The sequence below is a fragment of the Microbulbifer epialgicus genome, assembly GCF_041447265.1.
In the GTDB taxonomy this organism is placed as follows: domain Bacteria; phylum Pseudomonadota; class Gammaproteobacteria; order Pseudomonadales; family Cellvibrionaceae; genus Microbulbifer; species Microbulbifer epialgicus.
In genome coordinates this window covers 20,327-35,020 of record NZ_JBGMEK010000047.1, presented here as the reverse complement: position 1 = coordinate 35,020, position 14,694 = coordinate 20,327, and the positions used below count along the sequence as shown (strand labels likewise).

Annotated in this window: 9 protein-coding genes and 1 pseudogene; 6 read left to right on the top strand and 4 right to left on the bottom strand. The window is 48.8% G+C overall.

The genetic code is table 11. The annotated features are described in order from the left end of the window. The 3 genes and pseudogenes from ACCI49_RS16935 to ACCI49_RS16925 form a co-directional block, all read left to right on the top strand. Nucleotides 1-163: pseudogene (locus ACCI49_RS16935) on the top strand (IS5/IS1182 family transposase); the annotation flags it as partial. Between the two features lie 1,201 nt (nt 164-1,364). Next, entirely contained in the window at nt 1,365-2,438 is a 1,074-nt protein-coding gene (locus ACCI49_RS16930; RefSeq protein ID WP_371840291.1) for a sensor histidine kinase, read from the top strand. Beyond that, nucleotides 2,435-3,283 (top strand): LytR/AlgR family response regulator transcription factor, encoded by an 849-nt coding sequence (locus ACCI49_RS16925; RefSeq protein ID WP_371840290.1) that lies wholly within the window; start codon nt 2,435-2,437, stop codon nt 3,281-3,283. The genes ACCI49_RS16930 and ACCI49_RS16925 overlap by 4 nt, the downstream gene beginning before the upstream one ends. A gap of 248 nt (nt 3,284-3,531) precedes the next feature. Here ACCI49_RS16925 and ACCI49_RS16920 read toward each other — a convergent pair whose 3' ends face one another. From ACCI49_RS16920 to ACCI49_RS16905, 4 genes are read right to left on the bottom strand one after another with little or no spacing between them, the layout of a single operon-like run. Further along, nucleotides 3,532-3,972, bottom strand: coding sequence for a hypothetical protein (locus ACCI49_RS16920; protein ID WP_371840289.1), 441 nt, complete (start codon nt 3,970-3,972; stop codon nt 3,532-3,534). Further along, nucleotides 3,941-7,648, bottom strand: a complete 3,708-nt coding sequence (locus ACCI49_RS16915; protein ID WP_371840288.1) for an efflux RND transporter permease subunit — start codon at nt 7,646-7,648, stop codon at nt 3,941-3,943. The genes ACCI49_RS16920 and ACCI49_RS16915 overlap by 32 nt, the downstream gene beginning before the upstream one ends. A 12-nt stretch (nt 7,649-7,660) precedes the next feature. Next, a complete protein-coding gene (locus ACCI49_RS16910) occupies nt 7,661-8,767 on the bottom strand; it encodes an efflux RND transporter periplasmic adaptor subunit (protein ID WP_371840292.1) in 1,107 nt (368 codons plus the stop codon). A 5-nt stretch (nt 8,768-8,772) separates the two neighbouring features. Then, complete coding sequence (locus ACCI49_RS16905) at nt 8,773-10,095, bottom strand: TolC family protein (protein WP_371840287.1); 1,323 nt, start codon at nt 10,093-10,095, stop codon at nt 8,773-8,775. 369 nt (nt 10,096-10,464) lie between these two features. On the opposite strand from ACCI49_RS16905, the gene ACCI49_RS16900 reads away from it, so the two are divergent. Genes ACCI49_RS16900 through ACCI49_RS16890 form a run of 3 tightly spaced genes read left to right on the top strand, consistent with a single transcriptional unit; the run spans nt 10,465 to nt 14,686 of the window. Further along, on the top strand, nt 10,465-11,172 hold the full coding sequence (locus tag ACCI49_RS16900) for a TVP38/TMEM64 family protein (protein WP_371840286.1): 708 nt from the start codon (nt 10,465-10,467) through the stop codon (nt 11,170-11,172). Then, a complete protein-coding gene (locus ACCI49_RS16895; RefSeq protein ID WP_371840285.1) occupies nt 11,172-13,415 on the top strand; it encodes a hypothetical protein in 2,244 nt (747 codons plus the stop codon). Before ACCI49_RS16900 ends, ACCI49_RS16895 begins: the two co-directional genes overlap by 1 nt. Beyond that, nucleotides 13,412-14,686 (top strand): glycosyltransferase, encoded by a 1,275-nt coding sequence (locus tag ACCI49_RS16890; RefSeq protein ID WP_371840284.1) that lies wholly within the window; start codon nt 13,412-13,414, stop codon nt 14,684-14,686. The genes ACCI49_RS16895 and ACCI49_RS16890 overlap by 4 nt, the downstream gene beginning before the upstream one ends. Nucleotides 14,687-14,694 lie beyond the last annotated feature (8 nt).

Genomic DNA, 14,694 nt, shown 5'->3' with positions numbered 1-14,694 from the left:
CAGAGTTGAGCATGTATTTGGTTCTATGGAAAATGAACAGGGAGGAATGTTCGTTCGAACTATAGGACTTGCGCGCGCCAATGTTAAGGTTGGCATGATGAATTTGGTTTACAACATGCGTCGATTTGTCAGTTTATACAGTCGAATTGCGCCCGCAGCATGAAGAGTGGGATAAAATGGATATGAGTTTTACTTGGAATTACTATAAAACACACTAACTATCAATATTTATCGAATAAGCTCAGTTTTACAACTAAAACTCAACCATAAAATAGCACTCCAATAATTCGTAAATTTATCTCCGAATTTATAGAGATGCCCAACAATCAACTGACCAAGCTCAAGCTGAATAATTTTAAATGGCGCCATTTAAAGACTACATTACTGTAGATCCGAAATTACAAACTTATTTCATCTCGTTAATGCGAGGAATACATCGAAAATCGATCTCAAAATATGTATGAATAAGTTTAATAAACCTGATAGACAGACTCCAACGGCTGAATAAATAACAATCATACATTCGCCTCAGCGTATAGCGAGAGAACAAGCCTCGTAATACACTATGTAGCAACAAGATAGTTAGGGAGCCAAAAATGAGTGCTGGCATATCAGCATTGCCAGCAAGCCCAGCCCTGCAATAGGCAGATAATAGCCTCTCGACAATGGTCATACAAAATACATCCCTGTTCTAACTGGTATGCTGTCCCAGTCTAAACAGTATGCCATTGAATAGGATTGAGAACTGATAGCGTTACACAGCCAAACAACGAAGATTGATCCAACTGTAATTGGCTGCGTCAAAATCATCGCGGCAGCAATAAGAGCCACAATAGGCAAGCCACAGACTGCCTGTATTTCCAGACTTTATATAACTTTTATCATGATATACAGGACTGCAGAGCAGAATCTTTTGCAACGACTTTTGTTGGTAGGGCGTCAACAGCTCATAAGAGCTCGCCGCCCGGAATTTGGCAGTGTAAAGTGGGGCGCTATTTATGTGCCATGCTCATATCTTGACCAAAAAAAGGTGGCCAAATTTGAATAAAGTTGTGATAAGAGTTCAGAGCTCCGAAGATTATTCAATGAATCACCTCAAAATCAGATAAATAGGACCTTTTTTTGGATGAACTGGAAGTTTAGCCCTCGGCGCCTCTAGCAGGGCTCGTCCAGCCACGGTAGTATCTTCTGAAGAACAAAGAACACGACCATAAGTCGTCAGCGTCTCTCCCGTCCTTTTCACAATACTAAATATACGGGACCCCATGCAGTATTCGACCTGTCTACATGCGAGTCTTAGCACTGACATTCAGTCAGCTCGATGGTTTTGGAAGTTACAGCTGATTAGCTGGACAGGTATTCTCTTGGTTACATTTCTATCCCTAACCTTGTGGGAATCCCCAACGGAGTGGCCTAAATTTGAACCAGCGAATACGATTTACCAGTGCGCCATTGCCTTTGTCCTGTCACTATTTCTCAAGCCAATTTTTGATGTTGCTTGGGAAGCAGACCTAGCTATACGCACTGTTATCTACTTACTCGCAGTTGGAGTAATTTCCGGAATCTGGACACTGGTGCGAATGAAAGCCTATATCCGCCTAAGCGGTGAGCATTCCATCTGGTCGGAGTTTGGCGGCTGGTATTATGCTTCTCTTTTCGTATATTTATTCTGGAGTGCTCTGTACTGTGGAGTAAAATATCATATCCTGCTTCAGGATGAACACCAGAAAATGCGTGATATAGCAGCGATCAACGAACGCGAGCAACTGCGCAGAGTTCAAGCTGAAGCGGTGGCAAATGAAGCACAACTGAAGATGCTACGCTACCAATTAAATCCACACTTTCTATTTAATACTCTCAACTCTATTAATGCATTGATTCGTTTTGAGGAGGCCGACAAAGCAAGAGAAATGGTAGTGCGTCTCAGTGATTTCCTGCGACTGTCACTAAAAGAAGGGCCGATGCAAAAAGTCAAGCTTGAGAGAGAGATCGAGGCAGTCCTACTTTACTTGGAAATAGAAAAGACCCGCTTTACCGATCGTCTGACGGTAGACCTATCTGTCGATAAAGAAATCCGCCAAGCCCATGTACCCAGCATGCTGTTACAGCCACTCGTAGAGAATTCAGTTAAATATGCTATTGCGCCTAATGAATTGGGGGGAACGATAAGGATACACGCTAAAGCAGCTGGCTCTCGCCTGATACTCTGCGTAGATGATACAGGCTGTACCAGCGAATATTCCGAAGAACGCTATTGCACAGTCACATCTACAGGGATTGGCCTTAAAAACGTACGGGATCGTTTATCTAATCTTTACCCACAAGATTTTTATATCGAACAGTGTAAAAGTCCCGATTGCGGCATGTTGGTTCGTATTGATATTCCGCTGGAATTTTCCACCCAGCCAGCTGACCTAACACAGGAAAAAGTCCTATGAGTAAACTCACTGTCGTGCTGGTGGACGATGAACATCTCGCATTGCGCCTGCTGAAAAGTATGCTTGAGGAGTTCACAGAAATAGATATTGTCGCCTGCTGTCGAAATGGTCGTGAAGCCTTACAAGCAGTTTTCGAATACACGCCGGATCTCCTGATTCTGGATGTACAGATGCCCGGCATGAATGGCTTTGATGTAGTACGCCGCCTGCAAGGTGACACTATGCCACTCATTGTATTTGCCACCGCATACGATCAATATGCCCTTAGAGCTTTCGAAGTGCATGCAGTGGACTATGTACTAAAACCCTTAGATGGTAGCCGCCTACAGATTGCCTTGGAGCGCGCTCGTCAACGCCTGAAACAGCTGGGTTCAGCTGCCCATAACAGTCGGTCAGCAGAAAAGAGCAGACTACTAAATTCAATTGAAGCTTCCGATTGCCAAGTCACCCACTCCCAAGAAGATGTCGGCAGAACAATTTCTTCCGGTCGTCTGGCCATCAAAGACCGTGGCAACATCACTATGGTAAATCAATTAGATATTGAGTGGATAGATGCAGCTGGCGACTACATGTGCGTGCATGCAAAAGGTGAAACCCATGTTCTACGCAGCACCATAAAGGACCTCCAAAAACAACTATGTCCAAACAACTTCAAGCGCATCCACAGATCTACATTAGTGAACCTGAATTTTATTCAACATATCAAAGTGCTAAGTAAGGGCGAGTACTTTCTAACAATGAGCAGTGGTGCAAAAGTGAAAGTTAGTAGAAATTATCGACTGCCGATAAAAGAGTTTCTGGACTCCAACCGGCTTAACAATCCAGCTAAGTCCCAAGTTTCCTAGACTGCACTAATATTTAGCCGCTTTATGCTACACAGGGAAAGCTTACCACTATGATTGTGGTCATAGTGGTGAAAATAGTATCCCATCAATTGGCGAGATACTTTTTCAGGATGCGACAGCAGGATTATTTAACATCTGGCCGCTCAAACACATTCTTTGTTTGGGAACTAAACCCTCAAGTATAGACGTCAAGTATTTCCTCAACAGAATCCTACCCAGGGTTGCCAGCGGTATTTTTACCACTTCATCTATAAGTGTTTTTGCAGTTCCTTGTGGTTAAGTACTGGTGTAATCCAGATTGCAGCATCCAGCTTGGCGAAAAATTTTTCATTATATGCCATCAGCTTATCCTGGCGCTTTTCTTCAAAAATAAAAATTGCTGCACGCTTTCCATTTTCCAAGTAAAAATAGGAAGATTCAGGGTCTGCTGCAGCGATAAAGGCATTCAGTACTGCAGGCATAGACTCATCAGCGACAGCGATATCACCCTGTTTGGCCGGAATCAGTATTTTCATTAGTAGACGCATTAAGACTTCCTCAGTTACGGAATCGAGATAGCTGGAAAAACCATAGTCATCAATGCTATAGATGCGTGGATTCAAATGACAATACCACTGCCACTCGATACTCCCACATCCAACAATAACAGGTGCTCTGCTAAGCCCTGGCTTGTCCCTCAGTTCTGTCATCCCTTTTCACATTACGCTCCTTCCATCTAATCCACTTCAAGTCAACCACCATCGTGGTATAAAGTACTGGTACTAAAAGCAGAGTTCCACAGGTTGCCAGGATCAGCCCACCAATCTGAGCAAAGCACAACGGTTGCCATAAAGGCCCGCCATGGAAAGCCAGTGGTATCAGAGCGAAGGTGGTGGCAGCAATAGTGATCAGGATGGGGCGCAGGCGCAAAATACCGGCATCAAGAAGAGCGTCACGAAAAGCATCTCCGGCAGCGTGGCGTGCTTCAATAAAATCGAACAGTACAATGATGTGGCTGACTATCACCCCCACCAGACTGACAATTCCCAAAAAGGCCATAAAGCCAAAAGGCTGGCCAGTTAAGTAAAGCGCAACCAGAGCGCCCACCATTCCGAGTGGCACAGTGGCAAAAACCACTAGTGGCTTTAACAAATTACTGAATTGAAATACGAGCGCCAGAAAGATTGCACTGGAGGAAACGCCGAGAATCATCAACAACTGGAGAAACCCATGTTTGGCATTGGCTGAATCACCAGAGATTTGTAGTTGATACCCGCTAGGTAGCGTTTTCTCTAGCTCTTTCAACTTATCAGCTATATCACCCATAATGTCAGAAGAAACAAAGCCCTCATAGGGAAAAGCAAATACAGATATGGTACGGAATTTTTCTAGGCGATGTATTCTCTCCGTCGCAAAGTTAATACTTGTAGTCGCCACCTGTTTCAGAGGCACTCTAACCTTACTAATGGAGGAAAAAACATAGAGATTATTAATATCTTGAAGTTGTCCTCTCTGATCCAGGCGAAGCCGCGAGACAATAGGAATTTCCTTATCACCTTGGCGCAGAGTGGCTACTTCTGTACCATTTATACCGCTCGATGATGACAAGGCAATATCCTCATTAGTTACGTGAGATATCGCAGCTCGATCCTCCAGAACATTCATGAATAGAATCATACTCTCTCCTCCCCAATTTTGCCGTACTGTTCGGGCATAAGGGGATTGACCGACTATTTCTTCGACTTTTCCAGCAAATTTACGGAGAGTCTGAATATCTCTTTCTTCCTCTAACGAGCCCGTAGTGACCCGACCCAAGACGCGAATTTCAAACGGGTATGTTACCGGTGTTGTTTGCAGTTGCCGCACATCCAAGTAGGCTCCCGTTATATTTTTAGATAAAGCTTCCTGAATTAGTGGAGCCAACTCCGGAGTAAAATTCTTATTACTCAATCGTATAATAATCTGTCCATAATTAGATTGTTGTTGTTGCGGATTAACGGTAAACCAAAATCGTGGCGCTCCCCCCCCAACAGTAGTACTCATCGCTTGCAGAATAGACTCCTCTCGGTTTTTTCCTGTTTCTTTTTGATAGTTTTCTATTGTTTCCCTGATAATATTCTCGGCCTGACGGGCTACACTATCTGTAGAATTGATGCTTGCATCATTTTGTAGCCAGATATCCACATAAGAAAGATATTGCACATCATCCGGAAAAAATGCATTTTTCAACTGAGTCTTTAGTGTGAAACCAAGCACGAGGATGATCAACGCCCCAAGTAGAACCTTTTTTCGGTTATCAATGGACCAACTTGCTACTCGATAATACAGACCCGTAAGACCCTGTTTTCGCCTGACTTCTAAAGGTGGAATGGCTCGTTTAGGAGGGCGTAAAATCAAGTTGGCGATAAACGGCAAAAAAGTCATCGAAACTATTCGGGATGCGATCAATGCACAGGCCATTACAATTGGCAGGCTGTGTAAGAAATCTCCTTGATTACCTGTTAGTAAGAGAAACGGTAGATAAGCTACCACATTGGTCAAGGTTGCAAAGAAAATTGCTTTGGCAAGAAGTGTAGGCCCCAACCAAGCGGCAATGAATGAAGGCTTACCATTGGCTATTTGTCTCTTGATGGCATCCCCAGCCACTACAGGATCATCGACCAGTAACCCCAAGGCAATAATTAGAGCGGCAATGGAGACTTGCTGGATATCCACTCCCATAAATTGAATAAATCCGAATGTCATCGCCAGGGTGATAGGGATCGAAATCATTAACAGTACAGCTGAGCGCCAATCAGAAAACCCGACAAATGCAACAATCACCACCAAGATGATGGCCTCAATCAGAGCCTCAATGAACAGGCTGACACTCTCCCTCACTTGTCTCGGCTGATCTGAAACGCGCTCTACTATCAGATCTTGAGGCAATTCGGCTTGTACCTGCTGCAACACTTTGTCCAATGCTCTGCCCAGTTGACCTATCTGTTCACCTTCAAGCATTTGTACGGACAAATTTATGCTACGATGGCGCTGCCAACGGCCATCTTCGGAGGCGTTGATATAGTAATTCAACAGAGTTGGGGGAGACTGATACCCCATAGCTACGTCTAAAAGACTGCGTAAATAGACCGGCGTTCCCTCCTCACTGAGGGTGACGGGAACATTGGCGATTTCTTCTATATTGGTAAAGTCGCCACTGGGCATAATAGCGACATCCATGTTTTCTACCGTTAGCGTACCGCCCGGAATTGTCGTATTGCGCGCATTTAATATTGGCGCAATCATGTCGGGGTGAATACCATATGATGCCAGTCGTTCCTGAGAATAAATCAGCTCCACCTGCTGCTGTAATACACCTGATCGCAATACTCTTTTAACTTGGGGGATATTGCGGATATTTGCCGCGATCAGATCAGAAAAATCATCCAACTCTCGATAACTGTACTTTGCGCCAGCAACTGCAGTAAGTCGTTCAAGGGTATTGTTAATATTTCGCACAATAAAAGGCTCCCATGCATCGGGAAAAAACCTTTGAGCACTCAATCGCTCATTAAGGAATATTTCTTGTGCTCTCTCCAATTGCTCATCAGTCTTCCTGGATGTGAAATCAACTCCGATGTAGCCAGCTCCATGCAGAATCTTAAATCCGACCCCATACCCCTGCTCTTCCAGCCACTCAGAAAAAACTCGCATGGCAGCAGTAGAGTCTATGCCTTGAACAGAGAGTGGCAGGGCCGCCACAATACTGACTCGCTCCCCTGCGATCCTCAATGGATCAGATTGTTCTTGCTGCCCATTTTCAGCCCGAACTTCTGCCAGTGCTTTCTCTATATTTTTTGCACGTAAGCTAATTTCAATAGGATCTGCTCTGGGACTGGCCACTGCCAGCAGCACTGCTGCAGTGTCACCAAACTCCGTATTAAGTTGAGTAGATTCTGTTCCCGGAGGTAATTGATTTTGAACATCAATTATCTTTAAGTTCAGGTCATTGAAGGCTTTGGTAACATCAGTGTGAGGTGCAAGTTGAGCCTGCACCATGGAAATACCATTTAGTGTCAAGGACTTTAAACCGAATGAGCGCGCATTTGGCTGATAAAGATATTCACTTTGGGCAACGGCATCTTCCACTTTACGGGTAACAAGTTCCTCTACCGCAATCGCACTTTGTCCGGGCCACTTGGTTGTCGCCATAGCGATGCGAACTGGAATATCCGGATCTTTGCTCTTTGGCATCTTCAAGTAGGCAAAGCAACCCCAAAAGATGACGCCAACTAACAACGCCCAAGAGATGGAAGGATTATCTACAAAAAATCGTGCAGTATTGAAACGGTGCTCGCTCTCCGCCTCAAGAATCTCCTCCCTGGTTTTTTCATCCCTAACCGCCATTGCTAATCCCTCTTACGGCATGACTCTTACCGCCTGACCATCCTGTAAGAGCGCCGCTCCATTCGATACCACCCGCTCCCCCATAGTCAGCCCTTGTAGGATGACTATGCTGTTGCCCAGCACTGGCCCTGGGACGACTCTCCGCAACCTTGCTCGTAGAACCTCCTGATCAAGTTCAAGCACAAAGACAGCGAACCCTTCCCTGCCTGACGGGTGTTTCACTAGGCAAGAAAGGGGGATGACAACACGATTGGGAGGAGGCCTTATCTTGTCCAATATCAAGGACATGACCATGCCAGGTTTTAACAAAGCATTAGGATTAGGAACTGTCACGGTAATGGCAAAAACCCTTGTACGGGATTCAGCCATTGGCGCAACTTCTGTAATTTTTCCGGTAAAGACTTTATCTGGTTGTGATTCGGTGCGCATTGTAATAACTTTACCCAACTCAGTATAAACAAGCACAACATCCGGGACCGTGAATACCACTTTCACTCGAGAGGTGTCTGCAACAACAAACCCTATATTTTCGGTGCGAACCAGGGAACCAATTGTTATCTTGCGCTGCAAAATAATGCCCGTCAGCGGCGAGCGTAGCACCGTATCATTAAGATTCTCTCTAGCTCGGTCCAGACTTGCCTTTGACCCCACCACCGAAGCCTGGGCTACTTCATATTCCTCTCTCGCAGTATCATAATCGGGTGCGGTGATACTCGCGGTTGCGAACAAAGCGGAAGCCCGCTTGTAGTCGAGGTCTGCCTTGCGCCTGACCGCTTCCGCTTTACTCACGTCTGCAGCAGCCTCTACCACCTTGTCCAGATATTGTTCATCGTTTACTTTGGCCAGGACTTCCCCTTTGGTAATGTAATCTCCCGCTTGTAACCTCCTAACCTGCCCGAGAACTTCACGCGTTGGAATTTCCTCAATATACCCTTCTGTACGAAACTCCACATTAACCTGATCATAAGGGTGCACTACTGCGGAATATGGATAGCCAGAGGTTCCCTGTTCCGTATGCGCCACAATTACTCGCACAGGCGTCGGGTGCTTAGTGGGCGGCTCCGTGTGACAAGCCACCATTAAAGTAATCGACAAAAGAAGGCCTGGGAGAAGACGCATCACTGCTAGGCTTCTCCCACTGCTTTCTCATATTCTGCCAGAGCACCCCAGACAGAAAGTACTGCACCGTTGTAATCACTGTTTGCCCTGTCGAGTTGAGTTTCTGCCTCCAGCACATCTGTAAGAAGCGCTGTCTGTTCCCGGTAACGATTGATCATCACACGCACTTTCTCCCGATAGGCCGCCTGGAGGTCGCGCGCCACCTCAACTGATTCGTACGCAGTGCGCAATTTTCTCAGGCTTTCACGCACTTCAATTTCTATACGATTGCGAACTTCCTCCATCTGGACTTCAGCCCCAGCAATTTTGCTGGCGCGGCTGGCAAGCTCATCTCTCTTTCGACCCCAGTCAAAAAATTCCCAGCGCATATCCAGGGAGATAAACGCTTCAGCATCAGGAATCAATCTCACATCAAAAAGTTTGAGATAGCGAAAGTGCAGATCAACTTCCGGTATGTATTCTGATTTCTTGATGTCATAACTGTAATTTGCTTTTTCTATCGCTAGCAGGGATTCAGTAAAGTCGGCGCGTTGTTCAAAGGCCAATGCCAGGGATTCATTGGTGTCATATACGACTTGGTGCGGGATACTTAAATGCTCAATACTAAATGGTGTCTCCACATCCCGGCCAAGCAGCGCATTCAAACGTTCCTTGGCAGTAATCATTTCATCAACTCGTCTCTGCCGTTCCAACTGACGTTGCGCAAGCCTGGCGCGCACATCCAGTAGTTCGTACTCCAACGCCACTTGTTGGTCTACATAATTACGCACTAGATCGCTGAGGGCACTCAGAAACAGGATCGACTCATCAATTGCCTGTAAATCCCCCAAAATTCTGCCCACCTCGAAGTACTGCAATTTCACCAAATAGGCGACATCCTGCTGGGTCAAGCGCACTTTTTGCACCGCCATATCGGTGCTGACATACCCTTCACATATTTCCAGTGCAATCGTATATAGGCGCGTTAACGGTTGGCGGGCTCCCACGGAGAAAACTTTAGTTGTGCCCTCTTTTGTCGTGATCTCCACATTATCAGGGGGAATGGGCCCTATCGGGGAGTCTGTAACCAAACTACCCCTGGAAAAAGTGTAACTTTGGCGAGTGAGGTTCCGGTCAATTGCCGCATCCATTTCCAATCGCGGATAGCGGCGGGTTTTGAGTGCCTCGACCATATCTCCGGCTTCATCCACTTCCAGTGCGGCGCCCTTTACCCGTAAGTTGGTTCGTATCGCTGTCTGCACAGCCTCATTCAGTGGCAACACAGGCTCAGGGGCAGAGCTCCAGGCAGCACCGAGGAATATCCATATTGCAAACCCGCCTTTAAACAACGACCACCCCTATAACAGCAACGGCACAAAACTGATCAATGCGCAAGACTATTTAAGATCAAATAAGTATATGTGCTGCAGGCTCTGCGCTAAGCTGTTGAGCCCATAGCAACGCCAACCTATCGAAGCTCTTTTATATTTCTTATCGCAATTAAAATTTCTGATATGGGAAGAGGTTGTATTAAGTTTCTGCGGTTGATGACGTTTTCTATATTTGCTCCAATCGCAGGATTTCCCCGGCAAAGATCACTTCTATGCCTAGTCCATCCCCCGAGCGCCATAATGAAGTTCCACCTGCCGTTATCCTTTAGCTAGGCTAATAACTGGCGGCAATCAAAACCGCCTGTTATTGGTTCCCCGAGCAGTTCTATGGCGGCGAAGTTTCTTCCAATTGTCGTACTTTTCATCTGCATGATCGCCGTGGCCGGGGCGCTGAGCCTGATTTTCTATTTTGGCTTGGATGAGCGGCTGATAGAGCTGCTGCAATGGTTAAATGACCGCGGTTGGCAAACCAGCCTCCTATATATCCTAATTGTGGCCGCGGCAATTATTTTTCTGCTGCCCGGTGTGATTTTCACCATGGGAGCTGGATTTGTTTTCGGAGTCATTAAGGGCACGGTTCTGGTGGTTGCGGGCACAGTACTCGGTGCCACCATCGCATTTCTGATCGCCCGTTACCTCTTTGGTGAGCGCCCATCGCGCTGGGTTATGTCCCATATCAAGCCCGCCACTATCGGTGAGGTGATCCGCCGCGAGGGCTGGCAGATGATCATGCTGACTCGCTTGGTGCCACTTTTTCCGTTCAAGCTCTCCAATTATTTCTTCGGGCTGACCCCAGTGCGGCTGAGGGATTTTGTGCTGGGCAATACATTGGGAATCATCCCCTTAACGCTGCACAACGTCTATGTGGGCTCCATCGCTGCAGACCTCACTTCCCTCGGCAAAGTAGAGGAGCGCACAACCATTCAATGGGCGCTGTATATCACAGGCTTTGTGCTCGCTGTGATCGCTCTGATTGGCCTGACCCGCATGGCCCGGCGCGCATTAAAAAGAATCGTGAAAGAAGAGGACCTGTAATGCCCTGGATGAAATGGCTCCCGTGGCGCTTCTTCGTACGTCGATTCGCCACCGCTCATGGTTTCCTCGATCCGCTGACATTGATGGCGCATTTACAGCGTTTTGCCGAACCTTCCGAGGTAAGCGAGCCAATCGAGCTACTGCGCGCAGGGGCGGTATTTCATGCTCGCGCTCTGATCAACAGCAAAGTAATTCAGCACAACCTCGATTGGGTATGGCCATACTGGATTCAGCGCCAATTCGATCCGCGGGACAAATCATTTATTCCCCGCGCATTCTCCATTACCCACTGCAATCTCAGCCATCGCAACTGGACTGCGGTGGGCTTACCGGACTGCGAGGAACTGCCGGTTATAGACCCACGAGGACTGCTCACCCCACACTACGATGGCTGGTCTATCGATGCCTGGGTGATCAGTAATTCGGGCGATGCGTTGACCCCCTCCAGTCTCACCTATTGCGAGCAGCACCAGGAACTGGACGACAACATCGCCGTAATCACCGAATCTGCACTTAAGGGCCTGAAGCTGCGCAATAGTGTGCGGGTGGAGGCCCGCGAAGGAAAACCTCAATGTGTTATGGATCTTGCAGTCAGTTGCCGCGACGGTGGTTGGCTACTTGTCGTGCTGCGACCGTGCAATCCAGAAGGGGTCAGCTTTGTACACAAGGTTCGCCTGGATGAGAGCGGCAGACGTTGGCTGATTGAGGAAAAGCCCGCCGTCGAATTCGGGCAATCGGTTGATAAACATCTCGCATCCGACTATCGCGGCGGGGATATCTACCTGCATCTGCAAGACGAACACGGCCGCATGTCCGGTGAGTGTGATGTCGGCATGGCAACGGCGGCCGCAATGTTCCGTGTTGAGCGACACAAACCCCTGAAGCTGGATGTTGCTATTCCCCTGGACACAGATTCGCAGGGAGAATCTCACCCAAAAACCTGGCAGGAAAGCCTAAAGGGCCACTGTGCCTTGCAAGTACCGGACAAGGAATTCCAATTCCTTTACGACTCGGCAATCCGCACCTTGATACTGCACTCCCCCAAAGATGTATATCCCGGTCCCTATACCTACAAACGTTTCTGGTTCCGGGATGCCGCCTTTATGATCCAATCTCTATTGTTTGCCGGGCTCACCAGTCGGGCTGAAAGAGCACTGGACCAGTTCCCCCAGAGACAGAAACGCAACGGCTTCTTCCATTCACAGGATGGCGAGTGGGACTCCAACGGTGAAGCCCTATGGATTCTCGACCTCTATTGCCAACTGACCAACAAACCCCTCAAACAGGCCTGGTGCGATCCAGTACTTAAGGGTGCACGATGGATTATGGCAAAACGATTGCCCCAGGATGGCAGCCCCTGTGCGGGTCTGCTGCCCGCTGGATTCAGTGCCGAACACCTGGGCCCCAATGACTGCTACTACTGGGACGATTTCTGGGGGGTGGCCGGCCTACTTGCCGCCGCAGCGATCTGTACACGGGAGGGTATCGACGATAATGCGCATCGATTTAATACCGCGGCCAATGACTTCCAGCGCACCATCGATGAAAACCTGGCCTGGGCACAGAAGCGACTCGGCCGCGCCGCCATGCCGGCCTCTCCCAACCGGCGCCTGGACGCGGGGGCGATTGGTTCCATCGCCGCAGGCTATCCTCTACAGCTTTACTCCCCGGATGATCCCCGTCTCACTGATCTTGCAGACTTTCTGATCGATAACTGCTTCGTTGGCGGCGGCTTTTTCCAGGACATGATTCACTCAGGTATCAACGCTTACCTGACCCTGCACATCGCCCAAGTGTTATTGCGCGCCGGTGACCGACGTTGCCTGGACCTGATGCGCAATGTGGCTCAGCTCGCCTCCCCTACCGGCCAGTGGCCGGAAGCTATCCATCCCCACTCCCTAGGCGGCTGCATGGGAGATGGCCAACACGCCTGGGCGGCAGCTGAATGGGTGGCGATGCAGCGCAACTGTTTTGTGCGTGAAGAACAGGATGCACTGGTATTGATATCCGGGCTGCCGCCGGAGTGGCTCAGGGACTCATCTGCTACAAAACCGATTCTTTTTGGCCCGGCCCCCACCCGATTTGGTGTGATCTCCCTGGAGATTACTCCCGGTGCCAACCCGAAAGTATCCTGGAAGGGGGAGTGGTATGGAAAGCCACCCGCCATCGCCATCAACCCCCTTGGCTTTACCCCCACACTGGTTGGCGAGGGGATGGATTTCGTGGAGTTGAAAAATCCGTGAATATAGTGATGTTAACCAATACCTACCTGCCCCACGTCGGTGGCGTGGCGCACTCGGTATCAGCATTCAGCGACGAGTATCGCAAGCACGGGCACAATGTGCTAGTGATTGCCCCGGAGTTCGCGCAACAAGTCGCCCGCGAGGAACATGTATTGCGAATTCACGCGATACAAAACTTTAATGGCAGCGACTTCTCTTTTGCCCTGCCCTTCTCCCTCGCCCTCAATGAGCGGCTTGATGCCTTTAAGCCGGATATCGTCCACTCCCACCATCCTTTCCTGCTTGGACTGACGGCACTGCGTATTGCCCGCGAACGCGAGCTGCCCCTGGTATTTACACACCACACCTTATACGAGCACTACACCCACAATGTGGTGGCAAATTCCCAAGTAGTGAAACGCTTCGCCATTGAAATCGCCACCCGCTATGCCAATCTCGCCACCTTGGTGCTGGCTCCAAGCCTCAGTGTTGTGCGTTTACTCCATGAGCGCGGTGTAAACACCCCCATCGCTGAGGTACCCACCGGCGTTCGTCTTGAAGACTATCGCGACGGCGATGGCAGGGGCATCCGTGAGCAACTGCATATCCCATCCTCTGCATTTGTAGTGGGGCACCTCGGCAGATTTGGCCAGGAGAAGAACCTGCCCTTCCTGTGCGAAGCTGTGGCACGCTTCATGCGCGATCGGGAAAACGCCCACTTCCTGCTGGCGGGTAGTGGGCCGCTGGAAGATGATTTGCGCAATATTTTCATCCAGCAGGGCCTGCTGCACCGTCTGCACATGCCCGGAAAAGTACTCGGCCCAGCGCGGCGCGACATGTATAGCGCTATGGATACCTTTGTATTTTCCTCAACCACTGAAACCCAGGGCTTAGTTCTGTCTGAGGCGATGGCCAGCGGTATTCCGGTCATTGCACTGGAAGCCAATGGAACACGGGAAATAGTTAAAGACCGTGTTAATGGCCGATTGATTACCGGCAACGATATAGAACAATTCGTATCTGCCATCCACTGGTTGCACGATACCCCCCCGGGAGGGCGCCGGGAGCTCATTCACCAGGCGGTGTGTACCGCCAGGGATTTTTCCATGAAGAGCTGTGCTCAGCGCGCACTCGATCTGTACCAACCACTGCTGAAGCACCACTCACCGCCAGATAGTGCCCAGCTCACCCAGTGGATGCGTATGTGGAAACTCATCGGGGCCCAGTGGGAGATTATCGAAGGGCTAACCGGAGCAGCAGGGGCTGCACTCAACCAGGCACCGGAGCAGTGACCCTGAGC

Bases quoted from the DNA above. Each gene is read 5' to 3' on its own strand.
- ACCI49_RS16910 (WP_371840292.1), bottom strand. From the start codon at position 8,767: ATGCGTCTTCTCCCAGGCCTTCTTTTGTCGATTACTTTAATGGTGGCT.
- ACCI49_RS16895 (WP_371840285.1), top strand. From the start codon at position 11,172: ATGCCCTGGATGAAATGGCTCCCGTGGCGCTTCTTCGTACGTCGATTC.
- ACCI49_RS16900 (WP_371840286.1), top strand. From the start codon at position 10,465: ATGGCGGCGAAGTTTCTTCCAATTGTCGTACTTTTCATCTGCATGATC.
- ACCI49_RS16920 (WP_371840289.1), bottom strand. From the start codon at position 3,972: ATGACAGAACTGAGGGACAAGCCAGGGCTTAGCAGAGCACCTGTTATT.
- ACCI49_RS16915 (WP_371840288.1), bottom strand. From the start codon at position 7,648: ATGGCGGTTAGGGATGAAAAAACCAGGGAGGAGATTCTTGAGGCGGAG.
- ACCI49_RS16925 (WP_371840290.1), top strand. From the start codon at position 2,435: ATGAGTAAACTCACTGTCGTGCTGGTGGACGATGAACATCTCGCATTG.